At 60.9% G+C, this 20,852-nt stretch carries 17 protein-coding genes; 12 read left to right on the plus strand and 5 right to left on the minus strand.

Going from position 1 to position 20,852, the window contains the following annotated elements; genetic code table 11:
- Positions 1 to 34: 34 nt before the first annotated feature.
- The gene (locus tag AB7951_RS16710; RefSeq protein ID WP_093759141.1) at positions 35 to 2,197 is read right to left on the minus strand and encodes an acetate--CoA ligase family protein; all 2,163 of its coding nucleotides are present in this window, start codon (positions 2,195 to 2,197) and stop codon (positions 35 to 37) included.
- A 187-nt stretch (positions 2,198 to 2,384) separates the two neighbouring features.
- Here AB7951_RS16710 and AB7951_RS16715 point away from each other — a divergent pair, with 187 nt between their 5' ends.
- From AB7951_RS16715 to AB7951_RS16760, 10 genes are all read left to right on the plus strand, one after another.
- Entirely contained in the window at positions 2,385 to 3,116 is a 732-nt protein-coding gene (locus AB7951_RS16715) for a GntR family transcriptional regulator (RefSeq protein ID WP_068730533.1), read from the plus strand.
- 85 nt (positions 3,117 to 3,201) lie between these two features.
- Positions 3,202 to 4,941, plus strand: a complete 1,740-nt coding sequence (gene oxc, locus AB7951_RS16720) for an oxalyl-CoA decarboxylase (RefSeq protein WP_120290953.1) — start codon at positions 3,202 to 3,204, stop codon at positions 4,939 to 4,941.
- Between the two features lie 79 nt (positions 4,942 to 5,020).
- Positions 5,021 to 6,298, plus strand: a complete 1,278-nt coding sequence (gene frc, locus AB7951_RS16725; protein WP_120290951.1) for a formyl-CoA transferase — start codon at positions 5,021 to 5,023, stop codon at positions 6,296 to 6,298.
- 233 nt (positions 6,299 to 6,531) lie between these two features.
- Complete coding sequence (locus tag AB7951_RS16730) at positions 6,532 to 6,669, plus strand: hypothetical protein (RefSeq protein WP_199712085.1); 138 nt, start codon at positions 6,532 to 6,534, stop codon at positions 6,667 to 6,669.
- Positions 6,670 to 7,166: 497 nt separating this feature from the next.
- A complete protein-coding gene (locus AB7951_RS16735) occupies positions 7,167 to 8,180 on the plus strand; it encodes a Bug family tripartite tricarboxylate transporter substrate binding protein (protein WP_120290949.1) in 1,014 nt (337 codons plus the stop codon).
- A gap of 90 nt (positions 8,181 to 8,270) precedes the next feature.
- A complete protein-coding gene (locus AB7951_RS16740; protein ID WP_120290947.1) occupies positions 8,271 to 8,768 on the plus strand; it encodes a tripartite tricarboxylate transporter TctB family protein in 498 nt (165 codons plus the stop codon).
- Between the two features lie 57 nt (positions 8,769 to 8,825).
- Positions 8,826 to 10,331, plus strand: coding sequence for a tripartite tricarboxylate transporter permease (locus AB7951_RS16745; protein WP_089267113.1), 1,506 nt, complete (start codon positions 8,826 to 8,828; stop codon positions 10,329 to 10,331).
- Positions 10,332 to 10,540: 209 nt separating this feature from the next.
- Entirely contained in the window at positions 10,541 to 11,830 is a 1,290-nt protein-coding gene (gene oxlT, locus AB7951_RS16750; RefSeq protein WP_089267112.1) for an oxalate/formate MFS antiporter, read from the plus strand.
- 231 nt (positions 11,831 to 12,061) lie between these two features.
- Positions 12,062 to 13,372: an oxalate/formate MFS antiporter gene (gene oxlT, locus AB7951_RS16755; RefSeq protein WP_120290945.1), complete on the plus strand. Its 1,311-nt coding sequence runs from the start codon at positions 12,062 to 12,064 to the stop codon at positions 13,370 to 13,372.
- Positions 13,373 to 13,650: 278 nt separating this feature from the next.
- Entirely contained in the window at positions 13,651 to 14,082 is a 432-nt protein-coding gene (locus AB7951_RS16760) for a CBS domain-containing protein (RefSeq protein WP_089267110.1), read from the plus strand.
- A 111-nt stretch (positions 14,083 to 14,193) separates the two neighbouring features.
- Here AB7951_RS16760 and AB7951_RS16765 read toward each other — a convergent pair whose 3' ends face one another.
- The 4 genes from AB7951_RS16765 to AB7951_RS16780 all read right to left on the minus strand — a co-directional run bounded on the left by AB7951_RS16765 (position 14,194) and on the right by AB7951_RS16780 (position 18,740).
- A complete protein-coding gene (locus tag AB7951_RS16765; RefSeq protein ID WP_199712092.1) occupies positions 14,194 to 16,467 on the minus strand; it encodes a xanthine dehydrogenase family protein molybdopterin-binding subunit in 2,274 nt (757 codons plus the stop codon).
- 41 nt (positions 16,468 to 16,508) lie between these two features.
- Positions 16,509 to 17,495 (minus strand): FAD binding domain-containing protein, encoded by a 987-nt coding sequence (locus tag AB7951_RS16770; RefSeq protein WP_120290941.1) that lies wholly within the window; start codon positions 17,493 to 17,495, stop codon positions 16,509 to 16,511.
- Complete coding sequence (locus tag AB7951_RS16775) at positions 17,492 to 17,998, minus strand: 2Fe-2S iron-sulfur cluster-binding protein (RefSeq protein WP_120291205.1); 507 nt, start codon at positions 17,996 to 17,998, stop codon at positions 17,492 to 17,494. The genes AB7951_RS16770 and AB7951_RS16775 overlap by 4 nt, the downstream gene beginning before the upstream one ends.
- Positions 17,999 to 18,065: 67 nt before the next feature.
- Positions 18,066 to 18,740, minus strand: coding sequence for a MarR family winged helix-turn-helix transcriptional regulator (locus tag AB7951_RS16780; RefSeq protein ID WP_439061378.1), 675 nt, complete (start codon positions 18,738 to 18,740; stop codon positions 18,066 to 18,068).
- Here AB7951_RS16780 and AB7951_RS16785 point away from each other — a divergent pair.
- Positions 18,699 to 19,694 (plus strand): NAD(P)H-dependent flavin oxidoreductase, encoded by a 996-nt coding sequence (locus AB7951_RS16785; protein WP_089267106.1) that lies wholly within the window; start codon positions 18,699 to 18,701, stop codon positions 19,692 to 19,694. The genes AB7951_RS16780 and AB7951_RS16785 overlap by 42 nt on opposite strands.
- Positions 19,695 to 19,714: 20 nt before the next feature.
- Positions 19,715 to 20,683 carry a zinc-binding dehydrogenase gene (locus tag AB7951_RS16790; RefSeq protein WP_120290939.1) on the plus strand — a complete coding sequence of 323 codons (969 nt, stop codon included), beginning with the start codon at positions 19,715 to 19,717 and terminating at the stop codon, positions 20,681 to 20,683.
- The last annotated feature ends 169 nt before the right edge of the window (positions 20,684 to 20,852 follow it).

Genomic DNA, 20,852 nt, shown 5'->3' on the forward strand with positions numbered 1-20,852 from the left:
CGGCGCTTTGTTTTTGTGTATAGGTCGAAGCTGCTTACAGCAGGCCCGCTCCGCGTGCCCACTTGTACTTGGCACCAAGCACCTCGACCGGGAGTTCGGTCGAATAAGCGTAAGCCGGAATGCCGTTCTGGTAGAGATATTCGGCGGCTTCCTCGACTTCCACGTCGCCCGCAAGCGAAGCCACCATCGGCTTCTCGATGCCCTTGGCCTTCATCTCGTTCTTGATCTCGACCATGTTGCGCGCGAACACCATCGGCGGCGTCACGATCGTGTGCCAGTAGCCGAGGATCAGCGAGTGGATGCGATCATCGGTGAGACCCAGCTTCACGGTGTTGACGTAAGTGATCGGCGGTTCGCCACCGGTGATGTCGACCGGGTTGCCGGCGGCACCGAACGGCGGAATGAACTTGCGGAACGCCGCATCCAGATCCGGCGGCATCGCCATCAGCGACATGCCGTTATCGACCACCGCATCCGACAGCAGCACGCCCGACCCACCGGCACCGGTGATAATCAGCACGTTCTCGCCCTTCGGCGTCGGCAGCACGGGAATGCCACGAGCGAATTCGAGCAGCTGGCGCAGCGAGCGGGCGCGAATGACCCCCGACTGCTTCAGCACGTCCTCATAGATCTTGTCGTTGCCGGCAAGTGCGCCGGTATGCGACGAGGCCGCCTTGGCGCCGGCCGAGGTGCGGCCGGCCTTCAGGACGACAACCGGCTTGATCTTGGAGACGCGCTTGGCGGCTTCGGCGAAGGCACGGCCATCCTTCAGATCCTCGCAGTGCTGCGCGATGATCGTGGTGTTGGGATCCTGCTCGAAGAAGGCGAGCAGATCGTCCTCGTCGATATCCGACTTGTTGCCGAGACCGACGATCGCCGACACGCCCATCTTGGCAGAGCGCGAGAAGCCAATGATCGCCATACCGATGCCGCCGGACTGCGACGACAATGCCGCCGAACCCTTCACGTCATAGGCCGTACAGAAAGTCGCGCAGAGATTGGCCGGCGTATAATAGAAGCCATAGATATTCGGCCCCATCAGACGGACGTCATATTTCTTGCCGATTTCGACGATCTCTTCCTGCAATGCAGGCTCGTTGGCTTCGGCAAAGCCCGACGGGATCAGCACCGCGCCCGGAATTTTCTTCTCGCCGCATTCGATCAGCGCGCCGGCCACGAACTTGGCAGGAATCGCGAATACCGCGGTGTCGATCACGCCCGGAACATCCTTGACGCTCTTATAGGCCTTGCGGCCCATGATCTCTTCGGCCTTCGGATGGATCGGGTAGATGTCGCCCTTGTAGCCGCCGTTGATGAGGTTCTTCATCACCGAATTACCGATCTTGCCATCTTCGGCGGAAGCGCCGATCACAGCGACGGCCTTCGGCATCATGATGCGGTTCATCGCCGTGACGATTTCGGCGTTGGAGCGCGGCGCGGGGCGCGGTTTGTAGTCGAAGTCGACGACGATGCGCACGTCGGCGGCAATGGCGTCTTTCTTGGTGGCGAAGACCGGGTTGAGATCGAGTTCGACCATTTCCGGGAAATCGCTGACGAGCTGCGATACCTTGACGATGATGTCAGCCAGCGCCTCGCGGTTGGCGGGATCGCCGCCGCGCACGCCGTGCAGCATCTCTGCGGCCTGAATGCCATCGAGCATCGACAGCGCGTCATCATTGGTCGCGGGCGCGAGACGGAAAGTGACGTCCTTCAGCACTTCGACGAGCACGCCGCCGAGGCCGAAGGCCACCAGCTTGCCGAACGAACCATCGGTGATCGAACCGATGATCACTTCGGTCCCGCCCATCAGCATCTGCTGAACCTGGATACCTTCTATCTTCGCATCGGCCTTGTACTTCTTGGCATTGGCCAGAATGGTGTCGTAAGCTTTCTGCGCGTCTTCGGCGGTCTTGACGCCGACAATGACACCGCCCGCTTCGGTCTTGTGGAGAATGTCCGGCGACACGATCTTCATCACGACCGGGAAGCCCATGCCGCTTGCCATCTTGGCAGCGTCAGCGGCTGAGGTGGCCACGCCTTCTTTCGGCACGGGAATGCCGTATGCGTCACACACAAGCTTGCCCTCGGGGGCGGTCAGGCTGGTGCGCTTGTCGGCTTTGACCGCATCTAGAACTTTGCGGACGGCCTGTTTCGCCGATGGTGTTGCTTCTTTGACGGCAAGATTCGATTGGGACATGGCTTCCTCCTTCACGTCTTTTCCAATAGACGGATTGATGGCATTTGGTATGCCAGAAACTTGATTGTCAAGGCGCGTTGCAGCGCAAAATTGCTGAAATAGCTGTCATCTTGACATGCTGGCATCTGGTATGCCAAAAATTCTTGACGTTATTTCTGTGGTAGGACATCTCGACTGGAGATGATTCATGCCCACGCGAAAACAAACCAAGGCGCCGTCCGTCATGTCTGAAGCCGATATCGCGATCGTTCGGATTGCACCGGAGACCAGCTTCAAGACCAAGGCCTATGAAGCCTTGAAAGAAGCCATTCTTAAGATGGACATCTACACCTCACCCGATCCGGTGATGCTTGACGAGCGCGCTCTGTCGGAACGGCTCGGTGTCAGCCGCACACCTATCCGCGAAGCCATTGCGATGCTGGAGCAGGATGGCTTCGTAAAGACTGTGCCACGCCGCGGCATCGTCGTTGTCAGAAAGACCAAGGTCGAGATCGTCGACATGATCCGCGCCTGGGCGGCGCTGGAAAGCATGGCCGCGCGTCTGATCACGACCACCGCACGCAAAAAAGATATCTCGGCGCTGCGCGACTTCTTCAAGGACTTCAACAAGGACCGTCTGCCACAGGATCACGTTGAGGAATATTCGAAAGCGAATATCGCTTTCCACCAGGCACTGATCTCGCTCAGCGAGTCGCCAGTGCTGGTCGATATGACCAACGATATTCTGCTGCATGTGCGTGGCTATCGTCAGCTGACCATCGGACGCACGGACCGTACCGCGACGTCCCTGCCCGAACATCTGGCCATCATCGAAGCGCTTGAGGAGCGCAACACCGAGCTCGCGGAAAAGCGCGCGCGCGATCACACGCTCGGTCTGGCTTCTTATGTCGAAGCCCACGGCCAGGAATTGTTTACGTAAGCGCCGTCTCGCGACGGTTCACCACTCCGCACCACGTCCAATTGAGCAACGACCAACAGTCACAAGAAAAGTCAGGGAGAGCGGGATGTCCGCAGTAGTCCAGAGCATCGATACCAACGCAGCCGCCGAGCAGGAATTGACCGATGGCTTCCATCTGATCATCGATGCGCTCAAGCTCAATGGCCTCAACACGATCTATGGCGTGCCGGGCATTCCGATTACCGACTTCGGCCGCATGGCGCAGGCCGAGGGCATCCGGGTGCTGTCGTTCCGTCACGAACAGGCCGCCGGCTATGCCGCATCGATCGCCGGCTATCTCACCAAGAAGCCTGGCGTCTGTTTGACCGTGTCGGCACCCGGCTTCCTCAACGGCCTTACGGCGCTGGCCCATGCCACCACCAACTGCTTCCCGATGATCCTGATCTCCGGCTCGTCCGAGCGTGAGATCGTCGATCTGCAGCAGGGCGACTACGAGGAAATGGATCAGCTCGCGATCGCCAAGCCGCTGTGCAAGGCCGCGTTCCGCGTGCTGCACGCGGCCGACATCGGCATCGGCCTCGCGCGCGCGATCCGCGCCGCGGTGTCCGGCCGTCCGGGCGGCGTCTATCTCGATCTGCCCGCCAAACTGTTCGGTCAGGTGATGAATGCCGATGCGGGCAAGAAATCGCTGGTGAAGGTGATCGACGCCGCGCCGGCGCAGATCCCTGCCCCGGATTCGATCAAGCGCGCACTCGACGTGCTGAAATCGGCGAAGAAGCCGCTGATCATTCTCGGCAAAGGCGCAGCCTATGCGCAGGCCGACGATGCCGTGAAGGCACTCGTCGAGACATCCGGCATTCCGTTCCTACCCATGAGCATGGCCAAGGGGCTCCTCCCCGACACGCATCCGCAGTGCGCGGGCGCTGCGCGCTCCACCGTGCTGAAGGACTCGGACGTCGTCATGCTGATCGGCGCACGCCTCAACTGGCTGCTGTCGCACGGCAAGGGCAAGGCCTGGGGCAGCGCGCCCAAGAAGTTCATCCAGATCGACATCGAGCCGAAGGAAATGGATTCCAACGTCGAGATCGTCGCGCCCGTCGTTGGCGATATCGGCTCCTGCGTCACCGCCCTGCTCGATGGCATGGGCAAGAGCTGGCAGAAGGCATCGTCCGACTGGACATCAGCAGTCACCACGAAGCGCGACGAGAACGTCGCGAAGATGGCGCCAAAGCTGATGAACAACAACTCGCCGATGGATTACCACGGCGCGCTTGGTGTTCTGCGCACCATCATCGCCGAACGTCCCGACGCGATGCTCGTCAATGAAGGCGCCAACACGCTCGATCTCGCCCGCGGCATCGTCGACATGTATCAGCCGCGCAAGCGCATCGATGTCGGCACCTGGGGCATCATGGGCATCGGCATGGGCTATTGCATCGCCGCTGCGGTCGAGACCGGCAAGCCCGTGCTCGCGATCGAAGGCGACAGCGCCTTCGGTTTCTCCGGCATGGAGGTCGAGACGATCTGCCGCTACAATCTGCCGGTCTGCATCGTCGTCTTCAACAATGACGGCATCTATCGCGGCACCGATGTCAATCCGACCGGCGGCTCCGACGTGGCGCCCACGGTCTTCGTCAAGGGCTCACGCTACGACAAGATGATGGAAGCCTTCGGCGGCGTCGGCATCAATGCGACCTCGCCCGACGAACTCAAGCGCGCCGTCAATGCGGCGATGGATTCCGGCAAGCCGACGCTCATCAATGCGGTGATAGATCCGGCGGCCGGCAGCGAGAGCGGCCGTATCGGCAACCTCAATCCGCAGAGCGTGCTCAGCAAGAAGAAATAACACATCAGGCGGGGTCGCGAGACCCCGTCTCCTTTTCTCATATGCCGAGGCGGCAAAACTAGTTTACGGGAGCAAAACAATGACACAGGCGCTCAAAGGCGTTCGCATTCTGGACTTCACCCACGTTCAATCTGGCCCGACCTGCACGCAGTTGCTGGCATGGTTCGGCGCCGATGTGATCAAGGTCGAACGCCCCGGCGTTGGCGACATCACCCGCGGCCAATTGCAGGACGTGCCGAATGTGGACAGCCTGTATTTCACCATGCTGAACCACAACAAGCGTTCGATCACCCTCGACACCAAGAACCCGAAGGGCAAGGAAGTCCTCACCGCGCTGATGAAAGAGTGCGATGTTCTCGTCGAGAACTTCGGACCCGGCGTGCTCGACCGCATGGGCTTCCCGTTCGAAAAGATTCAGCAGATCAACCCGAAGATGATCGTCGCCTCGATCAAGGGGTTTGGTCCCGGTCCCTATGAGGACTGCAAGGTCTATGAGAACGTCGCGCAGTGCACCGGTGGCGCCGCTTCCACCACCGGCTTCCGCGATGGTCTGCCGCTCGTCACCGGCGCGCAGATCGGCGATAGCGGCACTGGCCTGCATCTCGCACTCGGCATCGTCACCGCGCTGTATCAGCGCACGCAAACCGGCAAAGGCCAGAAGGTCACCGCCGCGATGCAGGACGGCGTGCTCAACCTGTCGCGCGTCAAGCTGCGCGACCAGCAGCGCCTCGCTCACGGTCCGCTCAAGGAATACAGCCAGTTCGGCGAAGGCATTCCGTTCGGCGATGCCGTGCCCCGCGCGGGCAACGACTCCGGCGGTGGTCAGCCCGGCCGCATCCTGAAGTGCAAGGGCTGGGAAACCGACCCGAACGCCTACATCTACTTCATCACTCAGGCGCCGGTGTGGGAGAAGATCTGCGACGTGATCGGCGAACCGACCTGGAAGACCGACCCGGCCTATGCCAAGCCGGCGGTGCGCCTGCCCAAGCTCAACGCGATCTTCGCGCGCATCGAACAGTGGACGATGACCAAGACCAAGTTCGAGGCGATGGAAATCCTAAACCAGGACGACATCCCGTGCGGCCCGATCCTGTCCATGAAGGAACTGGCCGAAGACCAGTCATTGCGTGCGACCGGCACCGTGGTCGAGGTCGATCACCCCGAGCGCGGCAAGTATCTGTCGGTTGGTAATCCGATTAAGCTATCGGAAAGCCCCACCGAAGTAACCCGCTCGCCCCTGCTCGGCGAACATACCGACGAAATCCTCAGGCAGGTGCTGGGTTTCAGCGATCATCAGGTGGCCGAAATCCACGACTCCGGCGCACTCGATCCGCCGCGCAAGGTCGCCGCTGAGTAATTTTTGCAGCGATTTCATACAATTAGATGCGAAAGGCCGCCGATTGGCGGCCTTTTTCATTTGTGGTGACCAAGGCGGAACCTTAATAAGAAAATCAAATCGATCCATATCGCACTGCAAAATCCTCATGCTGCCATGCAAACAAGACAATTGTCCTTGGCATCTGGTATACGTAAATTGATCCCAGATGACGAGCCGCCAAGACGGGGCGGCCTCCAGCAAAGGATCAAATCATGTCGAAGACTGCTTCTCTCGACCTCGCGACATCCACCAGCTTCTTCGCTCGTTTCATGGCCTCGCTCGATCGCGCGCTGATGGCCAGCGCACGCATCTCGGCCCGCAACGGCGACCTGCCCCGCTTCGGCCTGTAAGGCTGCGACGTCACTACTTTTGCGCGGCTAGCCCGCGCAAAATTCTCTGCGTTCCTCCCGACGACTGGCCCCGGATTTCCGGGGCCTTTTTTTGTTTGTGTAGTTGCATCGCAGCGACGTCTCGCGTTCCCTGCGACATTTCAGCCTCCCCGGCTTTTAACGGCTCTAATCGCTTGCCGCTTGGCATATCGCATACCAAAATGCGCGAACGGTAATGCTTCACGTCTGAATAGAAAGCATACCTGGGGAGGACAAAGGCTGCGCTGCCTTCGCGGGCAAGCAATGCCGTATGCGCAATGACAGAGCGATCCAGACCCACTCATCCTTTTTGCAGGCGAGCCGCTTCGATGCTCGACAGTCTGACGTGCGCATATGGCGCATGCAAGGGCGCGTTTGAACACCTGCAGTCAGGACATTCGAAGGAAGAGCCGACCACGCACTGACGATTTCAAAGTCGACGAACGATCGACGCTATCAAAACGAATGGGAGAGAAACAATGAAACGCCTTGGTTCATGTCTCACGCTGGCCGCCGCTGCATCCATTCTCTGCCTGGGAGCGTCTCTCCCGGCATCTGCTGCATGGGAGCCGACGCGCCCCGTCGAATTGATCGTTCCCGCGGGCACCGGCGGCGGCGCCGATCAGATGGCGCGCACCATTCAGGGCATCATCACCAAGCACAGTCTGATGAAACAGCCGCTTGTCGTCATCAACAAGTCGGGAGGCGCGGGCGGTGAAGGTTTCCTCGACGTGAAGTCGGCGAACAACAATCCGCACAAGATCATCATCACGTTGTCGAACCTGTTCACGACACCGCTCGCCACCGGCATTCCCTTCAACTGGAAGGATCTCACGCCGGTCGCGATGCTGGCACTCGACGAGTTCGTACTGTGGGTGAATGCCGACAAGCCCTACAAGACCGTGAAGGACTATATCGACGCCGTGAAGGCCGCACCAGCCGGCACGATCAAGATGGGCGGCACGGGCTCGAAGCAGGAAGACCAGATCATCACGGTCGCAGTCGAGAAAGCGATCGGCAGCAAGTTCACTTACATCCCTTACAAGGGCGGCGGTGAAGTCGCAGTGCAGCTCGTTGGTCAGCACGTCGACTCAACCGTGAACAATCCGATCGAGGCAGTCGCGCAGTGGCGCGGCGGCAAGGTGCGTCCGCTCTGCGTCTTCGACAGCAAGCCGATGGCCTATGACGAGCAGGTCGCCGACGGCAAGGGCTGGAAGGACATTCCGACCTGCAAGTCACAGGGGCTCGACATCGAATATGTGATGCTGCGCGGCATCTTCATGGGGCCGAAAGCGACGAAGGATCAGATCGATTATTATGTCGAACTGTTCAAGAAGGTCCGCGCGACGCCCGAGTGGCAGGACCTGATGAAGAGCGGCGCCTTCAACACGACCTTCATGACCGGTGGTGACTACGCCAGCTGGGTTGGCACCGAAGAGAAGCGCCACGAGACGCTGATGAAGGAAGCCGGCTTCCTCGCGCAAGGCAACTGACGCGGGCACCATGACGCCGGACCTGATCGCACATCAAGTCCGGCGCATGCGACACGTTGATCGACACAGATCTCTCACACAGAGTTGTCCATGACCACGCAGCAATCTCACAACGCAGGCCCGTCTCACAAATCGGCCGAAGCCGGCGTCACCACCGTCATCGGCCTGTTCGGCGCCATTGTCGTCTATGGCAGCGTCAAGGCCGGCATCAACTGGGGCGCAGAGGGACCGAAAGCCGGATTCTTTCCGTTCTATATCGGGCTGTTCATCATCATCTCCAGCCTCGTCAATATCTGGAACACGCTGCGCGAGGACGACGGCAGCCTTTTCGCCGAATGGGGCCAGTTGCGCCAGGTTTTCAGCGTCGTCATTCCCACCGGCATCTATGTCGGCGTCCTGCCGTTCATCGGACTCTACGTGTCGTCGATGATCTTCATCGCATGGTTCATGCGCTGGCTCGGCAAATATGAGTGGCCGATCATCGCCGCTATCTCTCTTGGCATGCCTGTCGTTACCTACCTGATCTTCGAACGCTGGTTTCTCGTGCCGCTCCCCAAGGGGCCCCTCGAGGATCTGCTCGGTCTCTGATTTCCGCGATCTTTAATTCCGTTGCGTCTGCCGGTCTCTTTCTGAGGACTACTCGAAATGGAAGAAATTGCTAATCTGTTCCAGGGCTTTGCGGTCGCGCTGCAGCCATTCAACATCGCGGTGATGGTGCTCGGCATCGTGCTTGGTGTCATCATCGGCGTGCTGCCCGGCCTTGGCGGCGCCAATGGCGTTGCGATCCTGCTGCCCCTCACCTTCAGCATGCCGCCGACATCGGCCATCATCATGCTGTCCTGCATCTATTGGGGCGCATTGTTCGGAGGTGCGATCACCTCGATCCTGTTCAACATACCCGGAGAGCCATGGTCGGTGGCCACGACATTCGACGGCTATCCGATGGCCCAGCAGGGCAAGGCTGCCGAAGCACTGACCGCCGCCTTCACGTCCTCTTTCGTTGGTGCGCTGTTCGCCGTCGTCATGATCACCCTGGTCGCGCCGCTGGTCGCAGGCTTCGCCTTACGATTCGGACCCGCGGAGAAATTCGCGGTCTATTTCCTGGCGTTCTGCAGTTTCGTCGGGCTGAGTAAGGAGCCCCCTTTCAAGACCATTGCGGCGATGATGATCGGTTTTGCCCTCGCCGCGGTCGGCCTCGATTCCATTACCGGACAACTGCGACTCACGTTTGGCTCGACCGAACTTCTCAATGGCTTCGACTTCCTGATCGCAGTCATCGGCCTGTTCGGCCTCGGCGAAATCTTCCTCACCATGGAGGAAGGACTGCGCTTCCAGGGCGGCAAGGCGAAGATCGATCTTCGCGTCGTGCTCCGTACCTGGATGAGCTTGCCGCAATACTGGATGACCTCGCTGCGCTCCTGCGTCATCGGCTGCTGGATGGGTGTTACGCCCGCAGGCGCGACACCCGCGTCGTTCATGAGTTACGGGATCGCCAAGCGCGTCTCCAAGAACGGCAATAACTTCGGCAAGGGCGAGATCGAAGGCGTCATCGCTCCGGAAACGGCCGCGCATGCCGCCGGTACCGCAGCCCTGCTTCCGATGCTCTCACTCGGCGTCCCCGGTTCGCCAACTGCCGCTGTGCTTCTTGGTGGTCTGCTGATCTGGGGCCTGCAGCCCGGCCCGATGCTATTCGTCGAGCAGAAAGAGTTCGTCTGGGGCCTGATCGCCTCGATGTATCTCGGCAACCTCGTCGGCCTGATCATCGTGCTGACCTGCGTACCGATCTTCGCAGCGATCCTGCGGGTTCCATTCAGCATCATTGCACCGCTCATCCTGGTGCTCTGTGCGATCGGAGCCTATTCCGTCCACAACTCGACCTTCGACGTGGTGATGATGCTGGTATTCGGAATCATCGGTTACGCACTGAAGAAGTGTAACTATCCCCTCGCCCCGCTGGTGCTCGCCATCGTACTTGGCGACAAGGCCGAGGAAGCCTTCCGGCAGTCATTGCTGGGCTCACAGGGATCGCTTGGGATCTTCTTCTCGAACACACTGGTCAGCAGCATCATGATCCTCGGCCTGATCGCGCTGTTCTGGTCGGTGATCCAGAACGGCTTCACCCGGCTGCGTACTCGCACTGCAGCAGCGTAAGTAACGATACAAATAACTGTTCAAACCCAAAAGCCGGCGGTCTGGACCGCCGGCTTTGTGCTGTCTTGTAGTATCGCAGTACAGCATTCAGTCATGCGAAACTTGCAGCGGCAAATTGGCAAGATTTCGCTTGTTAGTTGGCATATCATATACCAAACTATCCTTCGCAGCTGTCGAGCTCTCAATAGAACAGCGCTTTAGGAGGAACTATGACTGATGCAGTTCACGGGGTGGCGCCAGCTGCCGCACGTGTCAGCGATGCCTACCGCTGGACACAACTCGCCATCGGCGTTGGCGCGATGGTGATGATCGCCAACTATCAATACGGCTGGACGTTCTTCGTCCCCGACATCCAGAAGAAGTTCGGCTGGGATCGTGCGTCGATCCAGTGGGCCTTCACCCTCTTCGTTCTGTTCGAGACCTGGCTGGTGCCGGTCGAAGGATGGTTCGTCGATAAATACGGCCCGAAGCTCGTCGTCCTTATCGGCGGCATTCTCTGCGGCATCGGCTGGGCGATCAATGCACAGGCGGAAACGCTCAACGGCTTCTATCTCGGCATGATCGTTGCGGGCATCGGCGCTGGCGGCGTCTACGGTACCTGCGTCGGCAATGCCCTGAAGTGGTTTCCTGACAAGCGCGGCCTCGCGGCTGGCATCACCGCTGCAGGCTTTGGTGCCGGCTCCGCCCTCACGGTCGCGCCGATCCAGGCCATGATCCAGGATTCCGGCTTCCAGACTGCATTTCTGTATTTCGGTCTCGGACAAGGCATCATCATCGTGATCCTCTCCTTCTTCCTGTTCGCGCCAAAGGCTGGGCAGGTACCGGCGGTCACGCAGAACGCCAACGTGATCCAGACCCGCCGCAACTACGCGCCGACAGAAGTCATCCGCCATCCGATCTTCTGGCTGATGTACTTCATGTTCGTGATCGTCGGTGCCGGCGGCCTGATGGTGACGGCCAACCTGAAGCCCATTGCGGCCGACTGGAAGATCGACAACGTACCCGTCACGCTGATGGCCATGACGATGACGGCGGTCACCTTCGCAGCCACCATCGACCGCGTACTCAACGGTCTCACGCGTCCGTTCTTCGGCTGGATCTCCGACATGATCGGTCGCGAGAACACCATGTTCATTGCCTTCGGCATGGAAGGCGTGGGCATCTGGGCGCTGTATATGTGGGGCCACGATCCCCTGTGGTTCGTGCTGCTGTCGGGCTTCGTGTTCTTCGCATGGGGTGAGATCTACTCGCTCTTCCCATCGACGTGTACGGACACCTTCGGCTCCAAGTTCGCAACGACCAATGCCGGCCTGCTCTATACCGCAAAGGGGACGGCAGCACTTCTGGTGCCGGTCGCGAACTACATGCAGCAGTCGTCGGGCACGTGGGACAGCGTGTTCCTGATCGCCGCCGGTGCCAATATCCTGGCATCACTGCTCGCGATCGCGGTGCTGAAGCCTTGGCGTAAGGTCGTCGTCAGCAAGGCGCTTGCGACCTAAAACGCAAAAAGCCTCAAGAAAACAACGCGCTCAGCCCTGGCTGGGCGCGTTTTGCGTGGGCGATGCGCTGCTCGCCAAGGCGTGATCGTCTTCACGCAACAATTGGCCAAGACCACCTTGCATCGTGGAATATAATATACCAGTCTCCGACCAAGCGACGCCTGCGGCAATACGCCACAACCTTAGCGACACCACGCCGCAAGGGAAAAAGCGCGCATTGGAGGAAACACGATGGCTCATCCAGACTTCACCACCGCGTCCAACCCACCCGGCAGCTTCCGCTGGATTCAACTCGTGATGGGCATCGTCTGCATGGCGATGATCGCCAATCTGCAATACGGATGGACGCTGTTCGTCGATCCGATCGACGCCAAGTATCACTGGGGTCGCGCCGCGATCCAGCTCGCCTTCACGCTGTTCGTCGTCGTCGAAACCTGGCTGGTGCCGGTCGAAGCGTGGTTCGTCGACAAATACGGTCCCCGCGTCGTCATCATGTTCGGCGGAGCCATGATCAGCCTCGCCTGGGTGCTGAACTCCTATGCGGACTCACTGGTGATGCTTTACGCCGGCGCCGTCGTCGGCGGCATCGGCGCCGGTTCGGTCTACGGCACCTGCGTCGGCAATGCTCTGAAGTGGTTTCCCGATCGCCGCGGCCTCGCTGCGGGCGCCACGGCGGCAGGCTTCGGCGCTGGCGCTGCGATCACCGTCGTGCCGATTGCGCATATGATTGCCGAGAGCGGCTATCAGCACGCCTTCTTCACCTTCGGCATCGGCCAGGGCGTGATCGTGTTCATGCTCGCCTTCTTCATGCGTCCGCCTGGGCAGGCTGTGCCGGTGACGAGGAAACAACTCAATCTGCCGCAGACAAAGACGGATTTCACACCGCCGCAAGTGCTGCGCAGCCCGATCTTCTGGGTCATGTATCTGGTCTTCGTGATGGTCGCCGCCGGTGGCTTGATGACCGCAGCGCAGATCGCGCCGATCGCCCACGACTACAACATTGCGAATTCTCCGGTGACACTGGCCGGCTTCCAGATGGCAGCACTGACCTTCGCCATCTCGCTCGATCGCATCTTTGACGGGTTCGGCCGCCCGCTCTTCGGTTGGTTGTCCGATCAGATCGGTCGTGAACACACCATGTTCATCGCCTTCGGCACCGCCGCGCTGATGCTGCTGACACTATCGGCCTATGGCCACAACCCACTCGTCTTCGTGCTGGCGACGGCCGTCTACTTCGGCGTGTTCGGCGAGATCTACAGTCTGTTTCCGGCAACATCAGGCGATACGTTCGGTGCCAAATATGCCGCGACGAATAACGGCATGCTCTACACCGCGAAGGGCACGGCGGCATTGTTGGTACCGCTCGCGAGCCTGATCGCAGCGAGCTATGGATGGCAGGCCGTGTTTGTGATCGCCGTTGCGCTCAATGCCACGGCTGCGTTGCTCGCTTTGTTCGTTATCAAGCCGATGCGACGTGCATTCATTCTGGGGAGCGAGCCTGCCGTACCGGAAGCCGCGGCGCACAGCGCCAAGACCGCCTGATCAATCGAAGCTCGTTCAAGATTTCAGGGGCGCACGCGAGTGCGCCCCTTTTTCATGCCCAACTGGCATACCAGAGCTCCGACTGGATATCGCCAATGCGCTAGAAGCACATAGGAAACGCACGCCGTGCAGCAAATAAACGTCAGAAACACTGACTTTCTTTCTTGATCCACCGCCCCTCGATATGCTGGTTTCTGCGTTGACAACTGGCATACCGTATACCAATCTTGCGCCTACAAGATCGATCCTCAGCCGATCAGCCAAGGGAGGTTATTGCCATGCAAGTCGGAGATATCCTGCGTAGGAAGAGCACCCGTATCGCCACTGTCCGCATGAACGAGACCGTCGCCATCGCGGCGCAGTTGCTCCGGACGGGCAATATCAGCGCACTGGTCGTGAAGGACGTGTGCCGCACCGAGGGCAACACCGCGGTCGGCATGTTCTCGGAACGCGACGTGGTGCGCGCGATCGCCGAACACGGTGCTGCCGGCGTCAATCGCAAGGTCTCGGATATGATCTCGGTCCAGGAATTGATTTCCTGCCACTCGACCGACACGCTCGAACATGTGCGACACCTGATGAACAAGCATCACATTCGGCACGTCCCGGTCATCGACGATCACACGCTGATCGGCGTGATCAGCATCCGTGACATCAGCAGGGCGCTCGATCATGAGGATGCACCGCAAGCGCATGCAGCGGTCGCCTGAGGCCTAGCCTCAAGCTCACTTCGCGTTTCCATACCGGTATCGACACGGACCGCCAGCGGTCCGTGATTCCAGTTCTTTTGCCTTGTCCGCGCTGCACGCGATCGAGATCCTTCAATCGCCGAACAGCTTGTCCGGCGTCAGCGGCAGATCGCGGACACGTTTTCCGGTCGCGTTGAACACCGCATTGGCGATGGCGGCGGCAACACCGGCGATGCCGATCTCGCCGATCCCGCGCGCGCCCATCGGCGTGCGAGGGTCCGGAATGTCGGTCCACAACACGTCGATCTCCGGCACGTCGAGATGCACGGGCACGTGATAGTCCGTCATCGACGCACTCATGATCCGCCCGTTACGTTTGTCGAGTAGCGTCTCTTCGGTGAGCGCCATACCAAGCCCCATGATCATGCCGCCGCGAAACTGGCTGGTCGCCGTCTTGGGATTGAGGATGCGGCCGCAATCGAACGCTCCAACAAGACGGGTGACCCGGACCTCGCCGGTCACCTCGCTAACGCGGAGTTCACAAAAGATGGCCGATCGGCTGTGCATGGAGAATTTCAGGATTTCGAGCGGTGCCCCGCTCTCTCCCATCGCGCTGATCTCGCTGCGCGACGCGCGCTCGAGGATCGACGCGAAGCTCTCGTAGCGCGATGGCTCGCCGACCTTGCGCAGGCCGTGATTGGCGAATTCGATCTCGTTCGCCCGCAATCCCGCCAGCGGCGTGTCGTTACCAGCCAGCCGCAGCAGATCCCCGGCCAGTTTCACGCTGGCCGCGTTGATCGCAGCGCCGAGCGAAGCTGTCTGCGATGAGCCGCCCGCAAAGCTGCCGAAAGGCAGATCGGTGTCGCCAATCCGCACGGTGACGTGATCGAGCGGCAAACCGAGACGATCCGCAGCATGCTGTCGCTGCACCGTCGCAGTGCCCATGCCCATCTCATGCGCGGCACTCGACACCGTGGCGTGGCCATTGCTGTCGATCGTGATCCGCGCCGACATGCCGGGCATGCGCACATAGGGGAAAGAGCCGGTGGCACAGCCCATGCCGATCAGCCATTCGCCGTCCTGATGCGACTTTGGTGTCGCCGCGCGGCGATCCCAACCAAACTTTTTCGCGCCGAGCTCATAGGCCAGCGTCAGGTCACTTTGGGAATGCGGCGCACCGCTGACCGGATCGGTATCGCCGATATTGCGCAGCCTCAATGCAATCGGATCGATGCCGAGATCATGCGCGAGCTCGTCCATCGCGCTCTCGATGGCAAAGGTACCGACCGCCTCGCCGGGCGCGCGCATGAATGTGTTGGCCAGCAGATCGAGATCGAGCGTGTGCTGCACGATATCGTAGCTCTCCGATTCATAAAGCGAGCGGCCTGACAGGGTGAAGGCCTCGTCGCAGACGCTATGCGGGGGTTTGACGGAAAAACCTTGATGCAACAGTGCCTTCAGCTTTCCGGTCACATCGGCGGCCAGCGCCACGCGCTGCTCGGTCTGGCTCCGGCCGCCGATCAATCGATGCATGCTGGCACGCGACAATGCGATCCGCACCGGCCGGCCGGCGAGTTTCGATGCTGCAGCGCCCAGGATCTGGTGATCCCACAGCGCCTTGCCGCCGAAAGCGCCGCCGACGAAGGGGGAGCTGACAAAGACCTGCGTATCCTTGATGCCGAACACTTTTGCGAGCGAACCCGCGGTGCCATTGAGCATCTGCGTCGCGTCATGCACGATCAGGCGGTCGCCTTGCCAGGCGATCGTCGCGGCATTGGGCTCGATCGGATTGTGATTATGCCAAGGCGTTCGATAAACTGCATCGACACTGCCCGCGGCGTTTCGAAATGCCGCGTCGGTATCGCCGCGCTTCAGTCGGTTGCGCTCGATCATCAGCGAGTCGGGCGTCGTCGCGTCAGCTTTTGCATCCTCGAACCGGGTGCGTGCCGCGGCTTGCTCGTAACGAACCACGATCAGCGACGCCGCATAATTCGCCTGCTCCTGGGTCTCGGCCAACACCAGCGCCACCGTCTGCCCATTCCAGCGGATCTCTGCGTCCTGCATGATCAGGAGAATGTTGTTGCCCGCGGCCTTGAGGTTGGTCATGCCGATCGGCGGCGGCAGCGCCAGTTTCGGCGCATTGCGATGGGTCATCACCAACACCACGCCCGGTGCGGCTTCCGCGGCAGCAAGATCGAGTTCGGTGATCTTGCCGCGCGCGATGGTCGAATGCACGCAGGCCGCATAGACCAGCCCGTCCATTCGCACTTCCGCAGCAAAGCGTGCAACGCCCTGCACTTTGTCGGGACCATCGACCCGCGACTGCTGCGTGCCGAGGGTAACGCGCTTATCGATCAGCGGATCGCGCGTGCCACCCGGCAGCCAGCTCGATGGCACATAGCCCATCGCCGTGCGAACACCACCGACGATCGCATTTTGCAGCTTGCTCATGCGCCTGCTCCTGTCAGATCGCCGAGAACGGCGGCCATGGTTCGCTTTGCGAGTTCGATCTTGAAAGCGTTGGCTTCGGTGGGTTTAGCCGCAGCGAGTTCGACATCGGCGGCGCGCAGAAAGTTCTCCCGGGTCGGCACCTCGCCGCGCAGGACGTCTTCAGCCTGCACAGCGCGCCATGGCTTTGCGGCGATACCGCCCAGAGCTATCCGTACGTCCCTGATCCGGCCGTCGGCGACATCCAGCCCCGCGGCGACGGACACCAGCGCGAAAGCGTAGCTCGAACGATCGCGGACCTTGCGATAGCGCGAATTGGCTGCGGCAGCGCTGGGGGATATCGCGATTGCGGTGACGAGCTCGCCTGGCCGCAAAACGGTCTCGATGTGCGGCGTTGTCCCCGGCAGTTGATGGAAGTCCGTCAGCCGCACATTGCGTGGTCCCATCGGACCGTCGAGATGCACAGTGGCATCCAGCGCCGCAAAGGCCACACTCATGTCCGATGGAAGTGTCGCGATACAATGCTCGGACGTCCCGAGGATCGCGTGATTGCGGCTGAGGCCACCGATGGCATCGCAGCCCGCACCGGGATCGCGCTTGTTGCAGCGTGATCCTGCCGCGTCATAGAAATAGCTGCAACGCGTTCGCTGCAGCAAATTGCCGCCGACGGTGGCCATGTTGCGAATCTGTGCCGACGCGCCGGCCAGCAGCGCACGGGACAGCATCGGATAATGCGCACGCACGACGGGATGCGCGGCCGCCGCACTGTTGCGAACGGCGGCGCCGATGATCAGGCCGCCTTCGGAGGTCTCATCGATAGTAGCAGGCAATCGGCTGACATCGACCAGCGCCGCGGGCGCTTCGATATTCTGCCGCATCAGATCGACGAGATTGGTGCCACCGCCGAGAAAGCGGCAGTGCCTGGCTGCAGCGAACGACAGGGCTTCAGTCTGGTCGGCGGCGCGCCTATAATCGAACGGCGTCATGCGGCGTCTCCAACCAGCTGTTCTTCGATCGCTTCGACAATGCCGTGATGGGCGCCACAGCGGCACAGATTGCCGCTCATGCGCTCGCGGATTTCCTCGCGGGTGGTGCTGTCCTGCCCCGCAACCAGATCGGCGGTGACATAACTGGGATCGCCGCGGCGTATCTCGCCGAGCATCGCGACCGCTGAGCAGATCTGCCCGGGCGTGCAATAGCCGCACTGCAAGCCATCGTGCTCGATGAATGCGCGCTGCAGGGGATGCAGGTCACCCTGCTTGCTCAGGCCTTCGATGGTGGTTACCGCGCTCCCGTCCGCCTGCACCGCAAGTGTCAGACAGGACAGCACTCGCTCGCCATCGAGAATGACGGTGCAGGCGCCGCAGGCGCCCTGATTGCAGCCCAGCTTGGTGCCGGTCAGGCCGATCCGTTCACGCAGAAGGTCGAGCAGCGAAACCCGGGGATCGTCGGGCAACGAGTAGTCCGTACCATTGATGGCGATGGCCATGAGCGCCTCCGTCAGGAACCGGCTTACGGCCGGCGGCACGCTCAAGATAGTACGAACTTCGTAATGTTCAAGTTTCGTTGTCGGCGATTTTTTCCGTCAACCGGATCAATTCGTTACGTTCGATCGGGTCGAGCGACCGCAGCATCATCTGACAGGCCGCGCGATAGCCGGCGACCTGTTCTTCCACCACCTGCTTGCCCTTCTCGGTCGCGGTCAGTGCCACGGACCGGCGATTGTCTTCGGGCCGGCGACGCTCGACCAGGGCCTTTTTGACGAGCCGGTCGATGGCAGAGGACATGGTGGTCATAGCAACATTGAGATAGCGGGCGACGTCGCCTATCAGGCAGCCAGGATTGTCACCGACAAACACCAGCGTCTGCGCGTCAAGCGCATTGAGCGCGTTGTCGGCGGCAGCGGCTGCCTCCGCGACTTTGAATTTGCGCGTAAAACGTTCGAAGGCGCGCGTGAGTTGTTCGATCTGTTGCGGGGTCGGCTCGGTCATGCGCGGGAGAAAAGCATGTTCGCGCCGCGAGTTCCAGCGATCACGACGGCGCGCCTCACGCATCAGACCTGCATCGGCGGCGCATGGGGCCGTATCCCGTGGCGGTAGACATTGCTGCGCCCCACCGGCATCCTTCGCCCCGAACAAGCAAGAACCATTCGGCGCCAAGCGCGTCTCCGGGGAAACAAGAGGACCATCATGATCAAGACGCGCTTCACCGAGCTCGTGGGTGTCGAACACCCGATCGTCCAGGGCGGCATGCAGTGGGTCGGCCGCGCCGAGCTCGTCGCCGCAGTGGCCAATGCCGGTGCGCTCGGCCTGATCACCGCACTGACCCAGCCGACGCCGGAAGACCTCACCAAGGAAATCGCGCGCTGCCGCGACATGACCGACAAGCCGTTCGGCGTGAACCTGACCATTCTGCCAACCATCAAGCCGCCACCCTATGCGGAATATCGCCAGGCCATCATCGAGGCCGGAATCAAAGTGGTCGAGACCGCCGGCAACAAGCCGCAGGAACACGTCACCGAATTCAAGAAGCACGGCATCAAGGTCATCCATAAATGCACCAGCGTACGCCACGGCCTCTCCGCCGAGCGTATGGGCGTCGATGCGATCTCCATCGACGGCTTCGAATGCGCCGGCCATCCCGGTGAGGACGACACCCCCGGCCTGATCCTGATCCCGGCCGCGGCCGACAAGATCAAGATCCCGATGATCGCCTCGGGCGGCTTCGGCGACGGCCGCGGCCTTGTCGCCGCGCTGGCGCTCGGTGCCGAAGGCATCAACATGGGCACGCGCTTCATGTGCACCAAGGAAAGCCCGATCCATCAGCTGGTGAAGGAACGCATCGTCGCCAATGACGAACGCGAGACCGACCTGATCTTCCGCACCATGCGCAACACCTCGCGCGTCGCCAGGAACGCGGTGAGCAAGCAGGTGGTCGCCATGGAGAAGGAAGGCGCCACTTTCGAGCAGATCAAGGAACTCGTCGCCGGTGCGCGCGGCAAGCTGGTCTATTCGCACGGCGATGCCGAAGATGGCATCTGGTCGGCCGGCCAGGTCCAGGGCCTGATCCACGACATTCCGAGCTGCCAGGAACTCGTGTCGCGCATCATGCATGATGCCGAGACGATTATCCGCGCACGCTTCGAAGCCATGCTTGATGGCAGCCAGCGCCAGGCCGCTGAATAGACGGAACGGAAAGCAGAGCCATGAAAGCTTATGTCTACGGCGCCAATGGCGCTGCGATCGGTGATGCCCCGAAACCCTCACCCACGGGCACGCAGGTGCTGGTCAAGGTGAAGGCCTGCGGCCTCAACCGCGCCGACCTCGGCATGACCAAAGGCCATGTCCACGGTGCTGCCGGCGGCGTCGGCACGGTGCTGGGAATGGAATGGGCGGGCGAGATCGCCGAACTCGGCCCGGAGGCCAAGGGCGTCAAGGTCGGGGATCGCGTGATGGGTTCCGGCGGTGCGGCCTTTGCCGAATTCGCCGTCACCGATCACGGCCGGCTGTTCCACATGCCAGCCAGCATGAGCTTCGAGGATGCCTGCACCCTGCCCGTCGCCATCACCACGATGCACAATGCTCTGGTGACCAATGGCGGACTGCAGCCCGGCCAATCCGTCCTGATCCAGGGCGCCAGCTCCGGCGTCGGCCTGATGGCGCTGCAGATCGCCAGGCTCAAGGGCGCAAAGACGGTGATCGGTTCATCCACCGACGCCGCACGTCGCGCCCGGCTGAAGGACTTCGGCGCTGACCTCGCCATCGATTCGAAGGATGCCGGCTGGGTCGATCAGGTGCTCAAGGCCACGGACGGCGACGGCGTCGATCTGATCGTCGACCAGATCTCGGGGCCCGTCGCCAATCAGAACCTGAAAGCCACGAAGGTGATGGGACGCATCGTCAATGTCGGCCGGCTCGGCGGCACGCATGGCGATTTCAATTTCGATCTCCATGCCGCCCGCCGCATCACCTATATCGGCGTGACCTTCCGCACGAGGTCACTGCAGGAGATTCGTGACATCTTCAGTGCGGTGCGTGCGGACATCTGGCCCGCCGTCGAAGCCGGCCAACTAAAACTGCCGATCGACAAGATCTACGCATTCGACGACATCGGAACGGCGTTCGACCACATGGAAGCAAACAAGCATCTCGGCAAGATCGTGGTCACGTTGTAACGCGCGTTCTGCGAGTCATTGATTTCAACGCCGCGCGTGATTCTCATGCGCGGCGTTCCTGTTTCGGACTCATGCAAGTACCGAACAGTGATGAAATTCTCCGGTGGATACGATTTATTTCACGTTAACGTTTCGTTGACTCTCGACAGCCCTGGCAAAGTGGATTCTT

This window comes from Tardiphaga sp. 285_C5_N1_2 (assembly GCF_052076065.1).
In the GTDB taxonomy this organism is placed as follows: domain Bacteria; phylum Pseudomonadota; class Alphaproteobacteria; order Rhizobiales; family Xanthobacteraceae; genus Tardiphaga; species Tardiphaga robiniae.